Source organism: Solidesulfovibrio magneticus RS-1, from assembly GCF_000010665.1.
GTDB classification, from domain to species: Bacteria; Desulfobacterota; Desulfovibrionia; order Desulfovibrionales; family Desulfovibrionaceae; genus Solidesulfovibrio; species Solidesulfovibrio magneticus.
Genome location: NC_012796.1, coordinates 3,748,884 through 3,771,898, shown reverse-complemented (window position 1 = coordinate 3,771,898; position 23,015 = coordinate 3,748,884). Strand labels below are relative to the sequence as shown.

Here is a 23,015-nt window from a genome sequence, read left to right as displayed (position 1 = left end):
TTTTTCAGTTCAATTGCCTGAATCCCGCTCTGGCGGTCCCAGGGGGCGGCCATCGTGCAGGCGCAGCAGAAAACGCGTGCCGAAGCCTTGCCGGTTGTCGGTCAGGCGCACGGACTGGGGGATGAAGACGTGGGGCCGCACGCGGGCCATCTTGGCGGCGCTCTCGCCAGGGGCTTCCAGCAGGGCCTTGGCAAAGGGGAATTTGGCGCAGTAGACGGCCGCGGCCTGGGCCATGGCGATGAGGCCTTCGACGGGTTCGACCCGGCCTTCCAGTTGCAGACCGTGGATGTCGCGCCAGGAGGCGACCACCGGATGGATGGTCGCGGCGCAGGCCGGGTTGGCCTCCAGGTTGCGGCAATGGCGGCTGGCCGGCGACGAGAAAAAGACGAGCTTCCAGCCGTCGGGGGCGAAATAGACGTCGCTGGCCCAGGGCCGACCCTGCGCGCAAGTGGCCAGGGTCATGGCCGCCACTTCGGCAAAAAGCGTCCGGACGGCGGCCTCGAAGGCTTCCGGTGTCACCGCCCGCCCCAGCGCCGGAAGAGTTCGTGGGGTACGGCGAACTGGTCGAGGATTTTGCCCACGGTCTGGTCCACCACGTCCAGGATGGTTCGCGGGCCGTGGTAGAACGACGGCATGGGCGGCAAAATGACCGCCCCCATCTCGGCCAGGGCGACCATGTGGCGCAGATGCCCCAGGTGCAGGGGCGTCTCGCGGGGCACGATGACGAGCTTGCGGCGTTCCTTGAGCGTCACGTCGGCGGCCCGCGTCAGCAGGTTGTCATTGAGGGACAAGGCGATCTGGGCCAGGCTTTTCATGGAGCACGGGGCCACGACCATGCCGTGGGCGGCAAACGAGCCGCTGGACACGGCGGCGGCCAGATCGGCCGGATCGTGGTTCACGCCCGCCAGAGCGGCCAGATCGGCCGGGGTCTTGTCCGTCTCCAGAGCCAGGGTGACGGCCGCGCCGGACGAGAGGATGAGATGGGTCTCCACGTCCGCGACGCCGCCCAGGACTTCGAGCAGGCGGACGCCGTAGATCACGCCGCTGGCCCCGGAAATGCCGATGATGATGCGTTTCATGGTTTTTTCTTTACGGGGCGTGGGCCGGCTGCACAAGACTGAGGATCTGGTGCGCCTTGGGCCGCTGAGCGTTATTTCGCGGCGGCGGGCCGCTCTTCCGCCGCGACAGGCGGCCAGGAGAGCGGCCCGGCTTGACGTTGCGACCACGTTTGCGCCCGGCCGGGCAGGAGCTATTTCCCGTCCTTGCCCTTTTCGTAGACGAAACAGGCGTTGGCAAAGGTGTAGGGATAGTCCGGCCGGCGGTCGGCCACCCGGCCGAGTTTGGGGCGCAGGTTGCCGAAGGCCCGGTAAATGAGCGGATAGGGCTGGCCGTGGAAGTGTTTGAGGATGTCGCGCCACATGCGCGGCGCTTCCTTGATATAGGCGGCCATGGCCTCGGTGAGCGCCTCCTCGGTCAGGGGCGCGACCGGGCCGGGGTCGCCCAGGGGGTCGGATACGGCGCATTTTTCGAAGCTGAAGCGGTCGATGTCGCCGACGATGGGGATGGTGCAGTCAAAGCCCGCCTTGGGCGTGTGCACGGGCGGATGGTTGGTCTGGGCGAGGGGGTCCAGGGGCAGGATGTTGAGGTCCGGGATGACGACCGTGTCCACCTGCGGGTTGTAGCGCCAGGCCTGGGCCCATTTGACCTGGTCGTCGTCGAAAATGTCGATGTCCTCGTCAAAGACGTAGGCCAGCTTGGGAAACCACTGGCGCGAGCAGGTGAGCATGAGGCCCAGGGTCTGTTTGGCGTCGCCGCCGCCGCGCACCTTGATGCGGGCGTAGACGATGTTGTGGCTGCCGCCGTAGGGCGCGTGGACGTCGAGGACCTGGATGCCGGCGTTGACCAGGGCCGTATAAATGTCGGCCTCGATGGTCGGGTCGAAGATCATGAGGTCGGTGCGGCCGGGATGCAGGCCGCCGATGGTGGCGTACTGGTAGATGCCGCCCTTGCGGAAGGTGATGCAGTCCACCACGAAGCGGCAGTTGGCCGGCAGGCCCGAGCCGTAGGTGCCGGTGTATTCGCCGTAGGGGCCTTCGTCGTAGATCCAGCCTTCCGAGGTCATCATGCGGCCTTCGATGACGATCTCGGCATTGGCCGGCACGGTGAGGTCGCTCGTCTCGCAGCGCACCACCTTGGCCGGCTCCCCGTAAAAGCCGCCGAGAATATCCCAGTCATCCACGCTGGGGAAGGAGTACATGGAGGCGATCTTATCCAGGGTCGGCCCGCCGATGACCACGGCCACAGGCATGTCCTGGCCGCGCGCCTGGTACTTCTTGGCCAGGATGCGGCCGTTGTGGGAATCGTTGCGCATGTCTACGTTGGTTTCGTTTTTGGACCGGTACATGAACCGGTAGATGCCCCAGTTGATAAGCCCCGTGTCCGGGTCGCGCGACACCACGTTGGTGTCCTGAATAAAGGCGTGGCCGTCGTAGGGGTGGTAGAGAAAAAGGGGAAACCGGGTGATGTCCACGTCGTCGCCTTTGAGGATCACTTCCTTGCAGGGCGCGGTATCGACGATGACCGGCTTTTCCCGGCGGATGGTCAGGCCGGCGATGGTCTGGCCGAGCTTTCGCGGGTCGCACTTCATGGCGTGGGCGTACTGCTCCCGGGTGCAGTAGGCGCCGGCCAGGAACTGGAACTCGCAGTCCTTGACCTTTTCCACCAGCACGGCCTTGTCCGGGTGGGCTTCCATGACGGCGGGCAGCTCGTCCACCCGCTTTTCCTCGGCGATGCGCACAAGCTGGCCGATGGACTCCAGTTCGGCGACAAATGACGCAAGATCCTGCTGGGGCATGACAACCTCGATGGCTGGGCCGCGCCGCCGGGACGAAGCGGCGCGGGAAAAGGTGGCGACGTCGGGGCCTCAGTGATTGCTGCCGGACCATCGGCGAAAGAGATCGTGGGGGATGGCGAACTGGTCGAGGATCTTGCCGACCGTCTGGTCCACCACGTCCATGATGGTCTGCGGGCCGTGGTAGAAGGACGGCATGGGCGGCAGCAGGACGGCCCCCATCTCGGCCAGGGCGGCCATGTGGCGCAGGTGCCCCAGATGCAGCGGCGTTTCGCGGGGCACGATGACGAGCTTGCGGCGTTCCTTGAGCGTCACGTCGGCGGCGCGCGTCAGCAGGTTGTCGTTTAAGGACAGGGCGATCTGGGCCAGGCTTTTCATGGAGCAGGGGGCCACGACCATGCCGTCGGCGGCAAAGGAGCCGCTGGAAATGGCGGCGGCCAGGTTGTCATGGGCGTGGCTGACCCCGGCCAGGGCGGCCACGGACTCGGGGGTGTGCTTGGTTTCCAGGGCCAGGGTCACGGCCGCGCCCTTGCTCAGGATAAGATGGGTCTCGACGTCCGGGCTGTGGCGCAGGACTTCCAGGAGCCGGATGCCGTAAACGACGCCGCTGGCTCCGGAAATGCCGACGATAAGGCGTTTCATGGCTGTACCCTTTTTCCGCGTGCTTCGGTTTCCGGTCGGCGGGCCGGCCGGGTGTGCGAGGGAGAGCGTCACCTGCCGGTCGCTTCCGGCCCGGGAGGGCTTCGGGCCGGAAGACGCCGGCATCGGCGGGAGCGTCGCGGCTCGTGTCGCGTTCGGGAAATGTCATGTCCCTGCTGGGTGTGACAATAACCCGTAATCATTGTTTTTATTCACAAAAAAACATAAATGTTTCTTGCAAGCGACTCGCTGGCTGCCACGGCGCTCCCGCCAAGCATCATTCGTCGGTGTTGAACTTGTCGCGAAGGGGGAAGCCTTCGGGATATTCGACCTGGCCTGTCTGCTCGTTGTAGCGCACCACGCCCTTGCGCGGCACGCCGGCGGTGGGGCCGCCCACGGCGTCGGTGTCCACCAGCACGGCGGTGCGGATGCCGTTTAAGAGCCAATCGCCGGCCACGGCCCGGTCAGCGCACTTGGTCCATTCCTCGCACCAGTCGCCAAGGCTATAGCCGTACCACTTCCAGCGCGGGGCGATTTTCGGCAGCCCGGCCTTTTCCCAAAGTTCCCGGGCCTCTTCCATGATGTCCTTGGTGGGCAGGGCCACCGGCGGCATGGGATAGTGCATGGTGGCGTCGATCATAATCTTGGCCTCCCATTCCCGGTCGCGCAGCTTGGGAGCGTGGCCGTTGGCCTGGTAGTCCTCGATTTTCACCGACTTCATGAGATCGGTGCGGTAGGCGATGGCCCACAGCACTTCCTCGACGTTGTTGGGGTTGATGTCCTCATCGACCGCCACGGTGATCTTGCCAACCGAGCGCATGAAGGCGCTGGCGCCGGTGAGCGCCCGCCAGACCTCGGTGCGCGGGGTGTTTTTCTCCAGCACGATGACCGTCAGGCGGGAAACGCCGATCATGGGGCCGTGCAGGGCCACGTCTTTCACCTGGCGCACGTACAGCGTGTTTTTCAGGTGATTGAGCATCACCGCGCTGTAGTTGAGCTGCTTGATGACGCCGGATTCCGACGGGGCCATCTGGGAGATCATGGAGGTGATGGTGGCTTTCTTGCGCCGGGTGATGGCCGTGACCTCGACGGAGTGGTTGTATTCCTCCACGCTCATGTTGCCGTAGGATTCGCCGAAGGGCGCTTCCATTTCGAGCTTGGTCGGGTCGATCCAGCCTTCGATGATGATCTGGGCGTCGGCCGGGGCCATGAGCGGCACGGTCTTGCAGGCCACCTTGCGGTAGGGCACGCCGGCCAGACCGCCGGCCACGTCGAGGTCGTTTAAATGCTCGGGGGTCTTCTGGGGTCCGATGACCTGCAACATGGGCGGCGCGCCGACGATGAGCGCCACGGGCATCTTCTCGCCGCGCTCCTTGTATTTCACCCAGTTGTTGTGGGCGCCGCCGTTGGTCTGGATGAGCCACATGGCGGTCATGCGGTCGGAGGCCTTGAGGCTGCACCGGTTCTGGCTGATGTTTTCCACCCCGGTGTCCAGGTCCTTGGTGATCCACAGCCCGGCCGAGAAATACGGGGCGGTGTCCCAGCCCGGGGTGTTGTTGGGCACGGGCAGGCCGGCCAGGCCCTTGCCCTCGCCGCCCTTGAGGGCGTCGCCCGTGAGGACCACTTCATGGACCGGGGCTGCCTCGGAGGGAATTTCCACGGCCGGCACCGGCTTTTCAAAGGCCTGGACCCATTTGGCGAAGATTTTCTGGGACAGGGCGGTGAGATCGTCGCCGGCGTCGTCGATGCCCAGCGAAGCTGCGTAGATGGCCGGCGAACCGGCCGTGCCGCCCACCATCACGTCGCAGTCGCCCTGGTAGCTGTGGCCCTTGCTGTCGGTGACGTTAGTGAAAAGGAAGGCGCGTTTGGGATTGTTGGCCACCACCGTGCCCACGTCGCCGACATAGCCCCAGCGCACGAAGGGATGCAGATGGCGGTCCTTGTTGATGGGATCGCTGATGGTCCACAGGAGTCCGGCCTTGTCGAGCTTTTCGAGATGCGCATTGAGGTCGTCGTACTGGCGCGGGAAACCCTTCTGCATGGATCGCTCCGTGATCGCCCCGGCAAACGAAACCGGGGGTTGGATTTTTCACTAACTGGTTGGTTGAAATATCAACCGGATGCCGCCTGGGGCGGGCGGCATCCGGGGCCGGGCTATTTTTCGGACAGGACGATGCCCCGGGCCGGGTCCTGGGGTTCGGCCGTGGCGCTGCGGTTGGCCGCCGAGCGGCGGCCGTTGGCCAGCCAATCGCCGTCGGTGGCGCGCTTGGCGCAGGCGTCCCATTCGGCGCACCAGTCGCCCAGGCTGTAGCCGCTCCAGGGCGTCTCCGGGGTCAGTTCCGGGAGCCCCAACTCCTCCCAGATGGTCCTGGCCCGCTCCATGAATTCGACCTTGGGCAGGGCCACCGGCGGAAACACGCCCTTGGCCGTGGCGTCGACGAGCATGGTGGAATCGACCTGATGGCCGGGCAGCTCCGGGCCGTGGCCCTTGCCGCGATGGGGGATGATGACGACGTCGGCCACGGGATTGGAGCGGTAGGCCATGGCCCACAGCACCTGATCGGTGTTGGCTGGGTCGATGTCCTCGTCGATGGCCACGCAGAACTTGCCGATGGCCGGGGTGAAGGAGGCCGCGCCGTTCAGCGCCCGCCAGACCTCGGTGTTGGGGGTGCCGTTGGCGATGGTGATGAAGAGAAAGCGCCGCAGGTTGGTCAGCGGCTCGTGCATGGTCACCCGGGTGACGCCCTTGATGTTGAGGGTATCGCGCAGGTGGTTCAAGTAGAGCGGCTCGTAGGCGACCTTTTTGATGACGCTTGATTCGCAGGGCGTCACCTGGGAGATGATGGAGGCCACGGTGTAGTGCTTGCGCCGGGTGATGGCCGTGACCGTCATGGAGAAGTTGTATTCCTCCAGGGCCATGTAGCCGTGGGATTCGCCAAAGGGGCCTTCGGGCTCCAGGGCGTCGGTGTCGATGAATCCTTCGATGATGACCTGGGCGGCCGCCGGCACGAGGAGATCGACGGTCTTGCCGCGCACGACCTCGATGGGGCAGCCGGCCAGCCCGCCGGCTATGGTGAGCTCGTCGCAGTCCAGCGGCAGCTTCTGCGGCCCGGTGTAGGCGACTACCGGCGGCGCGCCGATGACCACGGCCACGGGCATCTTTTGGCCCTTGGCCTTGTATTTGCGCCAGTGGACGCCGCCGCCGGCCAGGGTCGAACGCTCCATCATGACGACCAACCGGTTGGAGGCCTTGAGGTTGCCCCGGTAGAGGCCGAGATTTTGGATGCCCGATTCCGGGTCGCGAGTGGCCCACAGGGCGGCGGTGAGATAGGGCGCGGTGTCGTAGCCCGGGGTGGAAATGGGGATGGGCAGGGCGTCCAGGCCCTGGCCTTCGCCCAGCAACTCGTCGCCGGTGATGACCACTTCCTGGCAGGGAGCGTCGGCGACTTCCTTGGGCGCGACGGGATGGGCCATGGCGTCCAGCCAGGCCTGGCCGATGTCCTCGGCCTTGCGGCCAAGTCCCAGGGCGTAGACCTCGGGCGTGGCGGCGAAAACGCCGATGGCCACCCGGGCGTCGGGATAGCGGCGGCCCTTGGCGTCGGTGGGGTTGGTGAAGAGAAAGGCCTTGCGCCGGTGTTCGGGGATGCCGCCCCGGTACTGCCAGCGCACCAGCGGGTGCATTTCCCGGTCCTTGTCGATGGGGCGGTCGATGGTGTGGAGCAGGCCGGCGGCGGCCAATTTGTCGAGTTGGGCGTCGAGATCGTCGTAACCGGCGGGTTGTTGCGTCATGGGCGGCACTCCAAAGGCTTGCGGCGCGGGCCGGGTTGTCCCGCCGGAAGGCGGGCACTTGTGTATGGAATAATATTAGCACTAACCGGTTGGTTAGTGTCAAGGAAGAAAGGCTCGCGCCATGCAAAAATCACCAACCGCAATGTGCGGGGCGCAACAGTGAAGGAGGTGTTTGCTCGGGCAGACGGAAGAACGGCACGCGGCGCGGCGCGGCGAGGACGGCGAGGGAAGGCTTGAACTACGCCCGGGCAGGGCGGTCGCGGCAGGCGGCAGCCTCAGGGCTTGGGCGGCAGGGCCAGGAAGTCCCGGACAAGTTGCTCCAAAAGCGGGGCCAACTCTTCCAGGGAAGGTTCGGACCGCTGGGCAAGCGCGGCGTCGTCCGCCTGGAGCGGCGAAGGGCGGCGTTTGATGGCGCTGACGAAAAGCGGTCCGGCGATGAGGAGATGGGCCAGGGACGGATTGATGTCCCGCAGGCGGCCGGCGGCCGCTCCGGCGGTCATGGCGTGGACCGTGGCCGCGTAGACGCGGGCGTACTGGGCGACGATGTCCGGCGTCATGCGCGGCGAGCCGCCGGCCAGTTCATGGGCGACGGTGCGGGAGGCCCGGTTGTCGGCGATGGCGGCCTCGGTGTGATGGCGCACGATCTCCAGCAGCGCTTCGACAGGATCGTCGAGGCCTTCGAGCCGTTTCTCCAAGACGTCGGCGAAGCCCTTGATGTGCCGGTAGAGCACGACCTCGTAGATCTTCTCCTTGCCGCCGATGTGATAATAGAGCGTGGCCTTGTTGACCCCGGCCTTGGCCGCGATGTCGTCCATCCGGGTGCCGGCGAAGCAGTCGGCGGCGAACAGGGATTCGGCGGCGTCGAGGATGCGGCGCACGGTGTCGGATTCGTAGTCGATGACGGTGCGGCGGCCGTGGTCGAGAAGTTTTTTTTTGCTGGGGCGCGGCATGGGCTGTCCAAGGAAGGCAAGGCTTGGCCCCCGGGACCGGCGGTCCCAGGGACGCAAGTCCCCTTCCCCTGAAAACCGGCGTCGGTCAAGAGCCAAGGGGGGCGGGGGCAAAAAAACGCAGCCGCAGGGCGTTGGTGACCACCGTAAAGGAACTGAGCGCCATGGCCGTGCCGGCGATCATGGGATTTAACGTCGGGCCGCCGAAAATATGCAGTATACCGGCCGCCACCGGGATGCCGATCACGTTGAAGGCAAAGGCCCAGAAGAGGTTTTGCTTGATGTTGGCGATAACGGCCCGGGACAGCTCCAGGGCGGCCGGCACGCCGGAGAGGTCGTTTCGCATGAGCACCACGTCGCAGGATTCCACGGCCACGTCGATGCCCGAACCCATGGCCACGCCGAGATCGGCCCGGGCCAGGGCCGGGGCGTCGTTGATGCCGTCGCCGACCATGGCCACCTTGCGCCCGGCCGCCTGCAAGGCCGCGACCTCGGCCTCCTTGCGCTCGGGAAGCACCCGGGCGACCACGTGCTCAATGCCCAGGCTCGCGGCCACGGCCCGGGCCGTGGCCTCATGGTCGCCGGTGAGCATGACCACGCCAAGGCCGCGCTTTTTGAGCGCCGCCGCCACGGCGGCCGCTTCCGGACGCGGGGCGTCGGCCACGGCCAAGACCGCCGCCGCCACCCCGTCCACGGCCAGCCGCACCGGGGTCTTGCCGGCTCCGGCCAGGCCCGCGTCGGCCGCTTCCAGGGCCGGATCGGTCGCAATCCCGCGTTCGGCCAAAAAGGCGGCCGTGCCGACGAGCACCTCCCGGCCGCCAATGCGGGCGGCCACGCCCCGGCCGGGCACGGCCTCGAAAGCCTCGGGGTCGGGCAGGGCGGGTCCGCGCTCCCGGGCGGCGTCGGCCACGGCCTTGGCCAGGGGATGTTCCGAGCGGGCCTCGGCCGCCCCGGCCAGGGCCAGCAAGGCGGCCGGGGCCTGGCCGGCGGCCGGGACCAGATCGGTCAGGCGCGGCGCGCCCACGGTCAGCGTGCCGGTCTTGTCGAACACCACTGTGTCCACGGTTCCCGCCGCCTGCAAGGCCGCCCCGGACTTGACCAGGATTCCCAGGCGCGCCCCGCGTCCCGTACCCACCATGATGGAGGTGGGCACGGCCAGCCCCATGGCGCAGGGACAGGCGATGACCATGACCGCGACGAAAATCCGCAGCGAAAAGGACAGATCGGCCCCGCCGATGAAAAACCAGGCCAGCCCGGAAACCAGGGCCACGGCCATGACCGTGGGCACGAAATAAAAACTCACCGTGTCGGCCAGGTTGGCGATGGGAGCCTTGGAGCCCTGGGCGCGGCGCACCAGTTCCACGATGCGCGACAGCGTGGTGTCCTGGCCCACGCGGGTGGCCCGGACGAGCACCGCGCCGGCGGTGTTCTGGGTGCCGGCCGAGACGGCGTCGCCCAGACTCTTGGCCACGGGCATGGGTTCGCCGGTCAGCATGGACTCGTCCACCCGGGTGGCCCCGTCGGTGACCAGGCCGTCCACCGGAAGGCGTTCGCCGGGCCGGACCAGAACCACGTCGCCGGGTTCGACCTCGGCCAGGGGCACGACTTCTTCCCGGCCGTCGCGCATCACGGTGGCCGTATCCGGGGCCAGGCGCAAAAGCGCCGCGATGGCCCCGGAGGTTTTGAACTTGGCCGAGGCTTCCAGGTATTTGCCCAGGCTGATCATGGCCAAAAGCACCCCGGCCGATTCGTAATAGAGGTCCATGGCCCGGGCGGCCGGGTCCGAGCCGACAAGGATCAGGGCCGTGCCGGCCAGGCTGTAGGCCAGGGCCGCGCCGGTGCCGATGGCCACCAGACTGTCCATGTTGGGGCCGCCGCGCACAAGCGCCGGCAGGCCGTCGATGTAAAAGCGCCGGCCGATCCAGACGATGGGGGCGCAAAGGGCCAGCTGGGCCAGGGCAAAGGCGGCCGGCGAGGCGTCGGGATGCAGGAAATGGGGCAGGGGCAGTCCCAGCATGTGGCCCATGGAGATGACCAGCAGCGCCCCGGCCAGACCAAGGGCCGGGACGAGTTCGCGGCGCTTGGCGGCCAGCTCCTCCTGGGCCTTGGCCTGGCGCTGGGCCAGACGGTCCGGGCCGGCGGGCAGGGGGGCGGCGGCGAAGCCGAGGTCGGCGATGGCCTGGCGGATCTGGCGGCGGCTGAGCGTGGCCGGATCAAAGGCGAAACGGCCCGTGCCCTCGGCCAGATTGACCGAGGCCTCGACGATTCCCGGCAGCTTGCCCACCACCCGCTCGATGCGCGAGGAGCAGGCGGCGCAGTGCATGCCGGTGATGGCCGTGTCGTAGATGGCGTGCTCCGGCGGCGGCGGCCCCAGGGAAAAGCCCAGGTCGGCCACCCGGGCGGCGATGGCGTCCAGGTTGACGACTCGGGGATCATAGGTCAGGCGCAAGGACGCGTCGGCCAGATTGACTGAGGCTTCTTCAATGCCGGACTCGCCGCCTAAAACGCGTTCGATGCGCGACGAACAGGCGGCGCAGTGCATGCCGCCGACCGGGAGCGTCACTGTTTTGCGGGGTGGTTGCGTCATGCCCCATAGTAAAGCCGGAGCCGGAAAGTGCAAGTGTGAACGGCTTGAAAGCTGGTTCCCAACACTGGCAATTGCCGCCGGGCCGGGCTATAGGAAGGGATCACACGCCAAAGGAGTCCAGGACATGCAGGGAGATCCCCTGGCCCCCGGCTGGGACGGCCAGCATCGCGAACCCGACCGGTGGGACCGGTTGCGCGATATTTATGAAAAACTGCGGCTCGTCCTGGACATGCCGGGTCTGGCCCCGACCGGGGTGGACGACCTCATTGAGCAGTTGGAGCAACGGCTGGACGAAGCCGGGGTGCTGTTTCCCGAACCGGACTGGCTGGGCGACGGCCAGGCCGACGGCGTGGAAGCGGCGGAGCGGACCTGCGCCAACCATATGGGGGCGCTGCTGGAGATTCTGTCTCGGGCCGTGGCCGCCCTGGCCGAACAGCGGGCCCGGGAACTGGCTTCGGGCCAATGCGGCCGGCGGGAAGAGGCGTGAAGGGGCGCGCGCGTCGTCGGGGTGGCGGAATGTCACAAGAAAAAGGGGTTACGGCAACTTTGCCGCAACCCCTTGGACTGTCTGGTCGGGATGAGAGGATTCGAACCTCCGGCTTCTGCGTCCCGAACGCAGCGCTCTAGCCAGACTGAGCCACATCCCGTCGTGAGAAGAAGGCTTTTAGAGTATCCCGCAGGGTTTGGCAAGCACAAAGTTTGTTGTCATATCGCGAAGAGTCATCTAATCATGTTCAAGGGGACGCGCCGTCCGGTTTTCGGGCCGGCCGGCCCCGGGCGAAAGCCCCGATATGCCGCCGTCAGGAGAGATGCGTGATCAAGGTAGTGGTCATCGACGATTCGGCTTTCATGCGCAAGGCGCTGGCCGCCATGCTGTCCAAGGACCCCGAGATCGAGGTCGTGGGCGCGGCCCGCGACGGCGAGGAAGGCCTGGAAATGATCCGTCGGCATCAGCCCGACGTGGTCACCCTGGATATTGAAATGCCCCGCATGGACGGACTGACCGCCCTGCGCCATATTATGATGGAAATGCCCCGGCCCGTGCTCATGGTGAGTTCCCTGACCACCGAGGGCGCCGAGGCCACGCTCAAGGCCATGGAGCTTGGGGCCGTGGATTTCATTCCCAAGCAGCTGTCCAAGGTGTCGCTGGACATCGTCAAGATCGAGGACGATTTGCGGGCCAAGGTCAAGCTCATCGCCAAGCGGCGCATGAGCCATTTGTCCCGTTCGTCCCTGACCGCCCGGGTGCGGGCCGCCGGCGCGGCGGGCGCGGCTCAGGCGGGAGCGGCCCCGGCGGCCCCGGTCGAACGGCCGTCCCGGGCGACCCGGCCCGGCGGCGCCCAGACCCGCGATCTGGTGGCCATCGGCGTGTCCACGGGCGGGCCGCCGGCGGTGCAGAAGGTGCTGTCGGTGTTGCCCAAGGATTTTCCGGCCGGCATTTTGATCGCCCAGCACATGCCGGCCGCCTTTACCGGCCCCTTTGCCAAGCGTCTGGACAGCGTGTGCCAGATCACGGTCAAGGAAGCCGAGGACGGCGAACGCCTCCAGCACGGCGTGGCCTACGTGGCCCCGGGCGGCAAGCACCTGCGCCTGGACCAGAAGGTGAGCCGCATCGACGTGCGGGTGGTGGAAGAGCCGCGCGAGGCCCTGTACAAACCTTCGGCCACGGTGCTCTTTGAGTCCGTGGCGGCCGGGGTCGGCCGACGCGGGCTGGGAGTGGTCCTGACCGGCATGGGGTCCGACGGCCTGGACGGCATGAAGGTGCTCAAGGCCAAGGGCGGCCGCGCCCTGGCCCAGTCCGACTCCACCTGCGTGGTCTACGGGATGCCCAAGGCCATTGTCGACGCGGGGTTGGCCGACGAGATCGTGGACATCGACGACATGGGCGAAGCGATCCTGCAAAACCTTTACAAATGACCGTCCCGGCGCGGGACGGCCAAGGAACCGGCATGGTGGACTGCAACGAGCTTTGCCAGCGGCTTGGCGGCGACGATCCCGACGTGCTTCGGGACGCCGCCTATGATGCCGGCGAGAGCGGGTGCCTTGCGGCTGTTCCGCTTCTGGCCCATTTGCTGTGCTCGCATAACCTCGGCGTGCAGGAAGCGGCCGACCGGGCGCTGCGGCGCCTGGGCGGCAAGGACGTGGTGGCCGCGGTCAAGCCGCTGCTGCGTTCCGACGACGCGCCGGCCAGAAACGCCGCCATGGACATCCTGCGCGACGTGGGCGGCCAGGATTTTCCGACCCTGCTCGAACTGCTCCATGACGGCGACCCCGACATCCGCATTTTCGCCTCGGACATCCTCGGCTCCACCGACAGCCGGCTGGCCGTGGGGCCGCTGTGCGAGGCCCTGCTCAAGGACCCTGAGGTCAACGTGCGCTACCAGGCCGCGGTGAGCCTGGGCGAATTGGCCTTTGCCGAGGCCGCGCCGAGCCTGGGCAAGGCCCTGGGCGACGACGAATGGGTGCAGTTCGCGGTCATCGAGGCCCTGTCCAAGATCCGCGACGCCTCTTCGGTCGGCGCCCTGGTCAAGGCCCTGGACAAGAGCACCGATCTGGTGGCCTCCATGATCGTCGACGCCCTGGGCGAGATCGGCAACATCAAGGCCGTGACCATGCTGCTCAAACGCATGGACGCCTCGCCCGAGGTGCTGCGCAACAAGATCGTCAAGGCGGTGGTGCGCATCCTTGGCGGCAAGGCCCTGACGCTTTTGTCCCCGGCCGAGCGTGACCGTTTTCGCGGCTATCTGCTTGGGGCGCTGTCCGACGACGAGGACGACGTCCAGGACGCGGCTGTGTCGGGTCTGGGGTCCGTCGGCGGCGAGGAAGCGGCCCAGGCCGTGCTGGCCCATGCCGCCCGCCTGGACCGCGACCATCTGCCCGAACGCTACGAGCACGCCATCACGGCGCTTCGCGACATGGGGCTGACCGAAGCCCTGGGCGAGGCCCTGCGCCAAGGCGAAGCGGCCCAGCGGGCCGTGGCCCTGGATGTGCTGGCCGCCTTGCCCTGTCCCCAGTGCCCGGCCTTGCTCATGGACGCCTTCGCCGAGCTGCCGGCCTCATTCCAGCCGGCCGCGGCCAAGGCCCTGGCCGCCATCGGCGGCGAGACGGCGGTGGAATTTTTCCTGGGTCAGCTTGGAGCCGACAACGAGGCCGTGCTGCTGGAGGCCGTGGCCTTCCTGGGCGGCGGGATGCGGGTGGCTTCGGCCGGTCCGGCCCTTTTCGCCTTGCTCGGCCATCCTTCCGACGCCGTCAAGGAAGCCGCCTTGGACGCCTGCGTGGCCATCGGCGGGGCCGAACTCGACGCCCGCTTCCGGGAGCTTGCCCGCAGCGACGAACCCATGGACCGGCTCATGGCCGTCTATGCCCTGGGCCGCATGGGCGTGGGCGAGCACATGGACATCATCCGCGAAGCCCTGGCCGACGAGATTCCCGACATCCGCAAGATCGCCCTGGAGGCCCTGGCCGATTCCTGCGGCCACGAAGAGGGCAGCCTGTCCCTTATCGTCAGCCGCCTGACCGACGAAAGCCGGGATGTGCGGCTGGCCGTGGTGGAAGTACTCGGCGGCTGCGACAGCGACAAGGTCTACACGTATCTGGAACAGGCCTTGGACGATGCGGACGACTGGGTGCGCATCCGGGCCGTGGAGGCCCTGGGAGCGCGGGGTGAGCGCGAGGCCGTGCCGCGCCTGCTCGAACTGGCCGGAGAGCCAAGCAAGCTTGTAGCCATGAAAGCCGTGGAAATCCTCGGCGAGATCGGCGGCCCCGAGGCCTTTCAGGCCTTGCTCGGCCTTGTCGGCGACGACGACCCGGAACTGGCCGGGGCGGCGGAAGCGGCCATAGCCCGCCTCCAGGACGAGCAAGGGGAGCGCTAGTCCATGACCTCGTTTTTTTCCAAGACGATTTCCCTGCGCAAGGAACTCAAGATCTCCGACGCGGAGTTCGCGCAATTGCGGGATTTCATCTACGCCCAGTCCGGCATCTACGTGGCCGACAACCGCAAGTACCTGGTGGAAAACCGCCTGGCCACCCGGATCAAGGAGCTCAACCTCAAGAGCTTCGCCGAGTACCATGCCTTTCTCCAGTACGATGCGGGGCGGCGCCAGGAGCTCAATCGGCTTTTTGAGGTGATCACCACCAACGAGACGAGCTTCTACCGCAACCCGCCCCAGCTCAAGGTCTTCCAGGACATGGTGCTCAAAGACGTGCTGGACAAGCTCAAAGCCCAGCGCCAAAAGCGTCTGCGCATCTGGTCGGCCGGCTGTTCCACCGGCGAGGAACCCTACACCATCGCCATTATCCTCCACGAGGTGCTGCGCGCCGAGCTGCCTGCCTGGGACATCCGCATCACGGCCAACGACCTCTCGGAAGCCGTGCTGGCCCAGGCCCGGGAGGCGGTCTACAGCGATTACAGCCTGCGCACCACGCCCAAAGAGATCGTGGCCCGCTATTTCACCCCGGACGGCGCGAACTTCAAGCTCAAACCCGAGGTCAAGCGGCTGGTGAGCTTCGGGCAGATCAACTTGAGCGACCGGATGCAGCTCAAACGCGTGGAACGTTCCCACATCGTGTTTTGCCGCAACGTCATCATTTATTTCGATGACGAGATGAAAAAAAACGTCATTACCGCCTTTTACGACAATCTGCTGCCCGGCGGCCAGCTGCTGATCGGCCATTCCGAGTCGCTGCACAACATTTCCCGGGCTTTTCGTCCCAAGCACTACCCCGGGGCGATCATCTACAGCAAAGAGGAGTAGTGGGCACATGACGTTATGGGCGGCCGCGCGGTCGCGGGAGTCGCGGTGGCCCGAATACTGGCGATAGCCAACCAGAAGGGCGGGGTCGGCAAGACCACCACGGCCTTGTCCCTGGCCGGGGCTCTGGCCTTGGCCGGCCGGCGGGTGCTGGTCATGGATCTTGACCCGCATGGCTGCGCCTCGGCCCATCTGGGCGTGTTTCCCGAGGGCCTGGCCGCTTCGGCGGCGGACCTGTTCCTGGCCCAGGAGGCCGGGCAGGCCCCCTGGGACAAGGTGATCCGGCAACCGGGCAGCGGCCTGTTCGATCTGGCCCCGAGCTGCCCCCGGCTGGCGGACCTGGATCTGGACCTCAAGGACCGCAAGGGCAAGGGCATCGTGCTGCGACAAGCGCTGGAATCGGGACCTGGCTACGACCACGTGCTGCTGGACTGTCCGCCGCACACCGGCGTGGTGCTGGTCAACGCCCTGGTGGCGGCCGATTTGCTCATCATCCCGATCCAGACGGATTTTTTGGCCCTGCACGGCGTGCGCCACCTGTTTGACACCATGCGGGCGCTCAATCGGGTGCTGCCGCGGCCCATCGCCTACCGGGCCCTGGCCACCATGTTCGACCGGCGGGCCAAGGCCTGCCTGCGGGTGCTGGCGCTACTGCGCGACAAATTCGGAGAACGCATGTTTCAAACGGTCATCGGCCTCGACACCAAGTTCCGGGAGGCCAGCGCCGCCGGCAAGGTGGTCCAGGAACTGGCCCCGGATTGCCGGGGCGCTGGCGAATACGCCCGTCTTGCCGAGGAGGTCGCGGCCCTGTGAGTCCGAGCCTGGAGCAGTATTTCGAGCAGTCCGTGCTGTTGCCCGAACAGGGCGGGGGCACGTTTTCCGAGGCCGAGCGGGCCTTTCTCTCCCGCTACATGGGAGACGATTTCGAGGCCGCCCTGGCCCGGTCCGGGTTGTCCCGGCCGGCGGCGGTGGTGACGGTCAGCGGGGAACCCGCGCCTGACCCCGTATCGGACCCCACGCCGGCCGACGGCAGACCGTCAGCCGACGTCGAGGACGCCGCCGCCCTGGAAGCCGCCCTGGCCGAGGCTCGGGAACTCAAGCTGGTGGGCTTCACCGTGGCCGGCCAGGAACTGGCCGTGCCCATCGCCCAGGTCCAAGAGGTGCTGCGGGCCATGCCGCTGACCCGCCTGCCGGCCGCGCCGGCCCATATCGTGGGCGTGACCAACCTGCGAGGCCGCGTGGCTCCCATGGTCGATCTGGCGCGCATTATGGATCTGTGCGGCAATTGCGCCGAGCAGCGGTTCGTCATTGTCTGCCGCTGCCGGGGAATGCTTGTGGGGCTGTTGGTGGAAGCCATCAGCACCATGCATCAGGCCTCGGGGGATGATGTGGAGTGGGGTATCGAGGCCCGTGTGGGCGTGGCCTCGGACATGGTGCTCGGCTTGCTGAAGGTCGGCGAGCGCCTGGTGAAAATCCTCTCCGTTGACAGCCTGTTCCAAAAGGTTTTGAAGAGTTGAGGAGGGCAGAAATGCCGAAGCATATCCTGATCGTGGACGATTCCAAGACCGTGCGCAACCTGGTGGCGTTTATCATGCGCAAGGAAGGCTTCAAGGTCACGGCGGCCGAGGACGGCCTCGACGGCCTGGAGAAGCTCTACACCGACCAGCAGGTCGATCTCATCATTACCGACATCAATATGCCGCGCATGGATGGCATCACCTTTATCAAGACCGTCCGTGAGCAGGACATCTACCGCGACATTCCCATCGTGGTGTTGTCCACCGAAGGCGAGGAGCGCGACATCCATGCCGGGCTGTCCATCGGGGCCAACCTCTATATGGTCAAGCCCGCCCAGCCCGAGATCATGGTGCGTAACGTCAAGATGCTTTTGGGTTAAGACGGCGACACGACCAAATAACGTCGCGAGGTGCCTTGATGAGCCAGGATTTCATGGATCCGGAACTGTTTGCCGACTTCATCGTCGAAGCCCGGGAGCACCTCGAAACCATCGAGCCCAATCTCCTTGAGCTGGAACGAAATCCCGGCAACTTAAGCCTGTTAAACGACATCTTCCGGCCCATGCACTCCCTCAAGGGGGCCTCGGGCTTTTTGGGCCTCAACGCCATCAACGGTCTGGCCCACAAAGCCGAGAACATTCTCGACGAACTGCGCAAGGGCAACATCCCGGTCACTCCCGAGATCATGGATGTTATCCTTTCGGCCACGGACATCCTGCGCACCATGATCGAGAACCTCGAACAGACCGGGGCCGAAGGCGACGTGGAAACCGCGCCCACCATCGCCCGCATCGCCGCCCTTCTCGAAGGTGGCCCCCTGCCGACGCCCGAGACGCCGTCCGTCCCTGCCGGCGACTTTCCGGCCGAGGACGCGCCCGCGCCTGGCGGGGGCGCCACGAGCCCCGCGCTGGAACCCGAGCCTGAGCCGGCTCTTGAGCCCGCGCCCGAGCCCGAAACCGCGCCCGCGCCGACCGCCGCCATGCCGGCCAAGACCGTCATCCGCATCGAAGATCTGCCCCCCTTCGTGCCCGACGCCTATCAGCTTACCTCCATCGGCGAAGGCCATATGGCCGATTTCATGGAGGAAGCCCGGGAAATCATCGAGCGTTTAAACGCCGCCCTGCTCGAACTCGAAGCCACCGGTGACGGCCCCAATGAAAGCATCAATGACATTTTTCGCTATTTCCACAACCTCAAGGGCAACAGCGGCATCATTGGGCACAAGGAATTAAACGGCCTGACCCACGAAGCCGAAACCCTGCTCAATCGCGTGCGCAAGGGCGAAATGATCGCCACCCCGGCCATGGTCGATCTCCTCCTGGCCGTGGTCGATCAGGTCGAGGCCTTGATCTCCGCCATCGATGTGGGCACCTCCGTGGCCACGCCGCTGGACATCCGCCCCCTGGTCGCCCGCCTCAAACAGGCCAGCGAGGACGGTTATGTGGCCGATCCAGACGCACCGGCCCAGCCCGAGGAGCCGCAACCTGAGCCTGAGCCTGAGCCCGAGCCCGAGCCCGAACCCGCGCCCGAACCGGCCCCGGTTCCCCAGCCCGCGCCGGCCAAGGACGCGCCGGCCGCCAGCCCCGCCTATGACCCCGAGGACGTGGCTGTTTTCGAATCCACCATCGAGCAGCAGATCACCTACATGACCCAGGCCCTGGCCGGCCTGGCCGATAATCCTGATTCCAAGGACATGATCGACGGCTTGTACCGGGCCTTGGTCACCATTCAGAATTCTTCCGGCTACATGGGCCTGTCCGACCTCAAGGTCGTGGCCGAACGCACTGCCGGGCTGGTGGATCAGGGCCGCAAGCAGGGCCTGCCCTTTGAGCTGCTCCTGGATATGCTGCGCCAGGAATGTTCCATCCTGGCCGACATGATCGCCGCTGCCCTGCCGAAACTGCGGGCCGCTCCCGTCGCCCCGACTCCCGAGGCTGTGGCCCCGGTCGCCGAACCGGCCGCCGAGGCGCAGCCGGCAGCGGCCACCGAGCCCGCGCCCCAGCCCGAGCCGGAACCCGTGCCCGAACCTGAGGCTGCGCCCAAGCCGGAACCGGCCCCTGCGCCGAAGCCCGAACCGGCCCCCGCGCCGAAGCCCGAACCGGCTCCCGCGCCGAAACCGGAACCCGAGCCAGCGCCGAAGGCCGCCCCGACGCCCGCGCCCAAGCTCGCGCCCAAGCCGGCCCCGGCCCCCAAACCCGCGCCCGCGCCCAAGCCCGAAGCCCAGGCCGCCGCCCAGGGCGAGGCCGGCAAGCCCAAGGTGTCCTCCACCATCCGCGTGGACCACGAAAAGCTTGATCATCTCATGAATCTCATCGGCGAGCTCATCATCAACCGCAACCGCTTCGCCATGCTCGCCCGCGCCCTCGAAGAAGGCAAGACCGAAGGGGCCCACATCGGCCAGCAGCTCACCGAAACCACCTACGCCATGGCCCGCATTTCCGACGATTTGCAGGACACCATCATGAAGGTGCGCATGGTGCCGGTGTCCACGGTGTTCTCCCGCTTCCCGCGCTTGGTGCGCGACCTGTCGCGCAAGTCCGGCAAGGAAGTGAACCTCGTCACCGAAGGCGAGGAAACCGAACTCGACAAGTCCGTGGTCGAGGTCATCGGCGATCCGCTGGTCCACCTCATCCGAAATTCCGTGGACCACGGCATCGAGACCGAGGCCGAACGCATCGCCGCCGGCAAGCCGCCGGTCGGGCGGGTGTGGCTGCGCGCCTACCACCGCGGCAACTCCGTGGCCATCGAGATCGAGGACGACGGCAAGGGCATCGACCCGGCCAAGATGCGCGAAGTGGCCGTGCGCAAGAATCTCATGAGCCCCGAGGAAGCCAAGGCCCTCGACGACCGCGACGCCATCGACATCATCTTCATGCCCGGCTTCTCCTCGGCCGAGACCATCACCGACATCTCCGGCCGGGGCGTCGGCATGGACGTGGTGCGCACCAACATCAAAAACTTGAAAGGCACCGTCAACGTCACCAGCGAAGTGGGCAAGGGCACCAAGTTCACCCTGGCCCTGCCGCTCACCCTGGCCATCATCGACGCCCTCATGGTGGTCGTCGCCGGACAGACCTACGCCTTGCCCCTGGACTCCGTCTCCGAGACCACCAAGATCGAGGTCAAGCGCATGACCGAGGTCAACAAGCGCAAGGCCGTGACCCTGCGCGGCGAGGTGCTCGGCATCGTCGAGCTGGCCGAGATCCTGGAGCTGCCGCCTGCCGAGGAAAAGCACGACATCGTGCCCATCGTCATTCTCCAGGACAACGAACGTCGTCTCGGGCTTATTGTCGATCGGCTCCTGGAACGCCAGGAGATCGTCATCAAGCCCCTTGGCACGTATCTCTCGGAGTTCGACATGCGCGGCATCTCCGGAGCCACCATCATGGGCGACGGCTCGGTGGTGCTCATCCTCGATCCCCACGAGATCTATATGATGTCCACCCCCGGCAGCCGCTCCAAAGGCTAGCCCGGCAGGGCGCTGCCCTGCACCCGCCGGGGGGAAAATCCCCCCGGACCCCCTGGCCGTCTGTGGCGGGCGGGGGAGCCACAAGCGGGTGGGACAGGTGCGGGGGCATTGCGAGGGAACGGGGGTATGCCGCCGGCCTTTCAGGCGGTAGCGGGGTGCGGGGAGGCTGGAGAGTAAGGACGAACCAGGAAAGTCCCGACCCACCTTGCCATCAAACCGTCATCGTCCTATCGTAGAGTTGCCGCAAAACGTCGGCCGCTCGGAGGACACGATGCACGGATCGCGCAAACGCCGAATCGAAAAGACCCTACCTCGGGACGACGTCCCGCGCGCCCTGGCCGAAGTCGTGGCCCGGGCCGGCGAAGGCTTGCTCGTCATCGACGGGGAAGCCGTCGAACTGGCCGACTGCGCCAGTTTCAAGATTTCCATCCGCCACAGCGGGGCGAGTTCCCAACTCAAGGTGACCCTGCGCTATCCCGAGGCTCCGGGCGTCCTGGGCGGCGACTCGCCCGTCAAAGATAGTCCGGAAGAAGCCGCCTCAGGCGGCCTGCCACGCTACAAGGGCCTCAAGAAACGCATGAAATCCACCTTCCGGGCCATCCGCGACGCCTTGCTGGCCGGCGCGGCCCCGGACGCGGGCGTGGCCGCGTCCTTTGTCGCCGACTCGCGCCTCATGACCCGCTACCCCGGCAAGGGCGATGCCTACTATGCCATCTACGACGCCGAGGTGGACCGCTTCGAGCAGGCCCTGGCCGCCGGCGACGTCGCCGCCCTGACCGCCTCGGCCGCCGCCCTTGATCGCCTGAAAAAGGAGTGTCACAGCCGCCATGCCTGATTCCCCGATCCAGCCCGAAGCCCGCTGCCTGGAGATCGACCCCGCCGCCCTGGACCCTGCCGTGGGCGAGGAGGACGAAAACGATTTCCTGCGCATAAACGACGTGAGCCTCACCCCCGAGCAGATCGAGCGCATCGTCTCGCCGGTCCGCGCCTATCCTCGCCAGGAATACGTCCTGGCCGTCCACTGGCACCCCGAACACGTGCCCATGGAACTGCTCAAAAAACGTATCGACACGCTCTATCCCAACCGCGTGGACGAACTCATCGTGCCCACCCAGCACAACGTGCTCATGGACTACGACGGCTTCCAGGGCGTGGAGGTGGACTGCTATTCCAGCGGATTTAATCGCAAGGTCCAGCTGTTGCTGCATTTTCGCGGCCTCGACATGGAGCGGGCCGACGTGCTCAAGTCCATGCTGCGCCACACCCACCGCTACCGGGCCTCCCAGCTCTTCGAATACCTCGACGCCCTGGTCGAACCGGCCTTCGAGGATCGCCGCCAGCGCGCCGCCGGCCGCACCAACGCCGAAGAGGAACTCGTCGCCTTCGTGCGCGTCCAGGCCGCCAAGATCAAAAGCCTGATCCTGGCCCACGAGGCCGAGCTGCCCGACGACGTCTACAAGAACAAGCTCGTGCGCAACTTCCTCGACGCCAAGCGCGCCCGCTACGGCGACCGGCTGATAAACCGCGCCCAGGTCTACGCCAAGGCGGTCAAGGATCTGGTCAAGGAAGAATTCTCCCTGTCCTATTTCTACCGCGCAACCGAGGTCATCGAAGAGGCGCGCTCGCTCGGGGCCGGCATCGTCATCCCCCACCCCGAGCAGTTCTGGCCCATTCTCCTGGCCGACTACGACGTGGACGGCATCGAGGTCTGGAACCCCCAGTCCCAGCAGTACACCGAGTTTCTGATAAATGTGGTCAATCGCCGCAACAACATGGGCTGGCACGGCAAGCGCCCCATTCTCGTGTTCATGGGCGACGACTGCCACATGAGCGAAAAGACCCGGCCCCTGGCCGAGCAAGACCCGGAAAAAGCCGCCCGGGAAATCGGCCTCCAGCCGGCCTGGCACGACTTCAGCATCCGCAAGAGCCTCATCATCAATGGCATGAGCCGGCGCAAGGTCATCGCCGAATACCGTGACCGGCTCTCCGGCTAGCCCGGCGCAGCCGCGATGCCCTTTCTTTTGATGGAAAAAGCCATAAACGCTGACGGCCAGTAGGCGCGCCAGACCGCCTGCCGGCTTGTTCCGGATGCGGTCCCGGCCGGCGCGCCGCGCCAAAGGATCACGACGTGGATAAGGAAACGCATTTCAAATACGAATCCACCCAGGACGCCGACACCCTGCGGCGCTATCTCGAAGCCATCACCGCCGGATTCGCCGCCGGCGAATTGCGCCTGGGCAGTCGCGAAGGCGAGGTGGTGCTGCATCCCTCGGGCATGCTCGGCTTTCTGGTCGAGGCCAAGTCCACGGGCGGACGCATGAAGCTGCACCTCAAGTTCTCCTGGCGCGAAACCTCGGCCGAGGACGCCGAGGACGACGCCCTGACCATTGCCCCGGGCGGCCAGTCCTGACGCGGCGTTGACTGCGTAGCGTCAGGCGTCATGGAGAGCTTTATCCGTATGCTCT

The 23,015-nt window shown here is 66.4% G+C and carries 19 protein-coding genes and 1 tRNA gene; 11 read left to right on the top strand and 9 right to left on the bottom strand.

Going from position 1 to position 23,015, the window contains the following annotated elements:
• Positions 1 to 9: 9 nt before the first annotated feature.
• From DMR_RS15815 to DMR_RS15780, 8 genes are all read right to left on the bottom strand, one after another.
• Positions 10 to 519, bottom strand: a complete 510-nt coding sequence (locus DMR_RS15815) for a pyridoxamine 5'-phosphate oxidase family protein (RefSeq protein ID WP_015861997.1) — start codon at positions 517 to 519, stop codon at positions 10 to 12.
• Entirely contained in the window at positions 516 to 1,079 is a 564-nt protein-coding gene (locus DMR_RS15810; RefSeq protein ID WP_015861996.1) for a UbiX family flavin prenyltransferase, read from the bottom strand. The genes DMR_RS15815 and DMR_RS15810 overlap by 4 nt, the downstream gene beginning before the upstream one ends.
• 170 nt (positions 1,080 to 1,249) lie before the next feature.
• On the bottom strand, positions 1,250 to 2,854 hold the full coding sequence (locus DMR_RS15805; protein WP_015861995.1) for a UbiD family decarboxylase: 1,605 nt from the start codon (positions 2,852 to 2,854) through the stop codon (positions 1,250 to 1,252).
• Positions 2,855 to 2,923: 69 nt separating this feature from the next.
• A complete protein-coding gene (locus tag DMR_RS15800; RefSeq protein ID WP_015861994.1) occupies positions 2,924 to 3,493 on the bottom strand; it encodes a UbiX family flavin prenyltransferase in 570 nt (189 codons plus the stop codon).
• A gap of 274 nt (positions 3,494 to 3,767) precedes the next feature.
• Complete coding sequence (locus DMR_RS15795; RefSeq protein WP_015861993.1) at positions 3,768 to 5,531, bottom strand: UbiD family decarboxylase; 1,764 nt, start codon at positions 5,529 to 5,531, stop codon at positions 3,768 to 3,770.
• Positions 5,532 to 5,644: 113 nt separating this feature from the next.
• On the bottom strand, positions 5,645 to 7,279 hold the full coding sequence (locus tag DMR_RS15790; RefSeq protein WP_015861992.1) for a UbiD family decarboxylase: 1,635 nt from the start codon (positions 7,277 to 7,279) through the stop codon (positions 5,645 to 5,647).
• A 275-nt stretch (positions 7,280 to 7,554) separates the two neighbouring features.
• Positions 7,555 to 8,229, bottom strand: a complete 675-nt coding sequence (locus DMR_RS15785; RefSeq protein WP_015861991.1) for a TetR/AcrR family transcriptional regulator — start codon at positions 8,227 to 8,229, stop codon at positions 7,555 to 7,557.
• A gap of 85 nt (positions 8,230 to 8,314) precedes the next feature.
• Positions 8,315 to 10,813: a heavy metal translocating P-type ATPase gene (locus tag DMR_RS15780; protein ID WP_015861990.1), complete on the bottom strand. Its 2,499-nt coding sequence runs from the start codon at positions 10,811 to 10,813 to the stop codon at positions 8,315 to 8,317.
• A gap of 124 nt (positions 10,814 to 10,937) precedes the next feature.
• Here DMR_RS15780 and DMR_RS15775 point away from each other — a divergent pair, with 124 nt between their 5' ends.
• Complete coding sequence (locus tag DMR_RS15775) at positions 10,938 to 11,300, top strand: hypothetical protein (RefSeq protein ID WP_015861989.1); 363 nt, start codon at positions 10,938 to 10,940, stop codon at positions 11,298 to 11,300.
• Between the two features lie 82 nt (positions 11,301 to 11,382).
• Here the strand turns inward: DMR_RS15775 and DMR_RS15770 are convergent.
• Positions 11,383 to 11,460 (bottom strand) — tRNA-Pro (locus DMR_RS15770).
• Between the two features lie 166 nt (positions 11,461 to 11,626).
• Between DMR_RS15770 and DMR_RS15765 the strand changes: the two genes are divergently transcribed.
• The 10 genes from DMR_RS15765 to DMR_RS15720 all read left to right on the top strand — a co-directional run bounded on the left by DMR_RS15765 (position 11,627) and on the right by DMR_RS15720 (position 22,960).
• Positions 11,627 to 12,730, top strand: a complete 1,104-nt coding sequence (locus DMR_RS15765; protein WP_015861988.1) for a protein-glutamate methylesterase/protein-glutamine glutaminase — start codon at positions 11,627 to 11,629, stop codon at positions 12,728 to 12,730.
• Between the two features lie 32 nt (positions 12,731 to 12,762).
• Positions 12,763 to 14,685: a HEAT repeat domain-containing protein gene (locus tag DMR_RS15760; protein WP_043600882.1), complete on the top strand. Its 1,923-nt coding sequence runs from the start codon at positions 12,763 to 12,765 to the stop codon at positions 14,683 to 14,685.
• Between the two features lie 3 nt (positions 14,686 to 14,688).
• The gene (locus tag DMR_RS15755) at positions 14,689 to 15,567 is read left to right on the top strand and encodes a CheR family methyltransferase (protein ID WP_015861986.1); all 879 of its coding nucleotides are present in this window, start codon (positions 14,689 to 14,691) and stop codon (positions 15,565 to 15,567) included.
• Between the two features lie 45 nt (positions 15,568 to 15,612).
• A complete protein-coding gene (locus tag DMR_RS15750) occupies positions 15,613 to 16,377 on the top strand; it encodes a ParA family protein (RefSeq protein ID WP_081429674.1) in 765 nt (254 codons plus the stop codon).
• Positions 16,374 to 17,081 carry a chemotaxis protein CheW gene (locus DMR_RS15745; protein WP_043600879.1) on the top strand — a complete coding sequence of 236 codons (708 nt, stop codon included), beginning with the start codon at positions 16,374 to 16,376 and terminating at the stop codon, positions 17,079 to 17,081. The genes DMR_RS15750 and DMR_RS15745 overlap by 4 nt, the downstream gene beginning before the upstream one ends.
• Before the next feature lie 11 nt (positions 17,082 to 17,092).
• On the top strand, positions 17,093 to 17,461 hold the full coding sequence (locus tag DMR_RS15740) for a response regulator (RefSeq protein WP_015861983.1): 369 nt from the start codon (positions 17,093 to 17,095) through the stop codon (positions 17,459 to 17,461).
• 38 nt (positions 17,462 to 17,499) lie between these two features.
• On the top strand, positions 17,500 to 20,550 hold the full coding sequence (locus DMR_RS15735) for a chemotaxis protein CheA (protein WP_043600876.1): 3,051 nt from the start codon (positions 17,500 to 17,502) through the stop codon (positions 20,548 to 20,550).
• Positions 20,551 to 20,821: 271 nt separating this feature from the next.
• On the top strand, positions 20,822 to 21,385 hold the full coding sequence (locus DMR_RS15730) for a GAK system XXXCH domain-containing protein (RefSeq protein ID WP_043600873.1): 564 nt from the start codon (positions 20,822 to 20,824) through the stop codon (positions 21,383 to 21,385).
• The gene (locus DMR_RS15725; RefSeq protein WP_015861980.1) at positions 21,378 to 22,544 is read left to right on the top strand and encodes a hypothetical protein; all 1,167 of its coding nucleotides are present in this window, start codon (positions 21,378 to 21,380) and stop codon (positions 22,542 to 22,544) included. The genes DMR_RS15730 and DMR_RS15725 overlap by 8 nt, the downstream gene beginning before the upstream one ends.
• Before the next feature lie 134 nt (positions 22,545 to 22,678).
• Positions 22,679 to 22,960: an amphi-Trp domain-containing protein gene (locus tag DMR_RS15720; RefSeq protein WP_006921996.1), complete on the top strand. Its 282-nt coding sequence runs from the start codon at positions 22,679 to 22,681 to the stop codon at positions 22,958 to 22,960.
• The last annotated feature ends 55 nt before the right edge of the window (positions 22,961 to 23,015 follow it).

Excerpts from the sequence above, each read along its gene's own strand:
- DMR_RS15760 (WP_043600882.1), top strand. The coding sequence starts at position 12,763 with ATGGTGGACTGCAACGAGCTTTGCCAGCGGCTTGGCGGCGACGATCCC.
- DMR_RS15785 (WP_015861991.1), bottom strand. The coding sequence starts at position 8,229 with ATGCCGCGCCCCAGCAAAAAAAAACTTCTCGACCACGGCCGCCGCACC.
- DMR_RS15740 (WP_015861983.1), top strand. The coding sequence starts at position 17,093 with ATGCCGAAGCATATCCTGATCGTGGACGATTCCAAGACCGTGCGCAAC.
- DMR_RS15805 (WP_015861995.1), bottom strand. The coding sequence starts at position 2,854 with ATGCCCCAGCAGGATCTTGCGTCATTTGTCGCCGAACTGGAGTCCATC.
- DMR_RS15810 (WP_015861996.1), bottom strand. The coding sequence starts at position 1,079 with ATGAAACGCATCATCATCGGCATTTCCGGGGCCAGCGGCGTGATCTAC.
- DMR_RS15775 (WP_015861989.1), top strand. The coding sequence starts at position 10,938 with ATGCAGGGAGATCCCCTGGCCCCCGGCTGGGACGGCCAGCATCGCGAA.
- DMR_RS15730 (WP_043600873.1), top strand. The coding sequence starts at position 20,822 with ATGCACGGATCGCGCAAACGCCGAATCGAAAAGACCCTACCTCGGGAC.
- DMR_RS15790 (WP_015861992.1), bottom strand. The coding sequence starts at position 7,279 with ATGACGCAACAACCCGCCGGTTACGACGATCTCGACGCCCAACTCGAC.
- DMR_RS15800 (WP_015861994.1), bottom strand. The coding sequence starts at position 3,493 with ATGAAACGCCTTATCGTCGGCATTTCCGGAGCCAGCGGCGTCGTTTAC.
- DMR_RS15780 (WP_015861990.1), bottom strand. The coding sequence starts at position 10,813 with ATGACGCAACCACCCCGCAAAACAGTGACGCTCCCGGTCGGCGGCATG.
- DMR_RS15755 (WP_015861986.1), top strand. The coding sequence starts at position 14,689 with ATGACCTCGTTTTTTTCCAAGACGATTTCCCTGCGCAAGGAACTCAAG.
- DMR_RS15725 (WP_015861980.1), top strand. The coding sequence starts at position 21,378 with ATGCCTGATTCCCCGATCCAGCCCGAAGCCCGCTGCCTGGAGATCGAC.
- DMR_RS15735 (WP_043600876.1), top strand. The coding sequence starts at position 17,500 with ATGAGCCAGGATTTCATGGATCCGGAACTGTTTGCCGACTTCATCGTC.
- DMR_RS15795 (WP_015861993.1), bottom strand. The coding sequence starts at position 5,531 with ATGCAGAAGGGTTTCCCGCGCCAGTACGACGACCTCAATGCGCATCTC.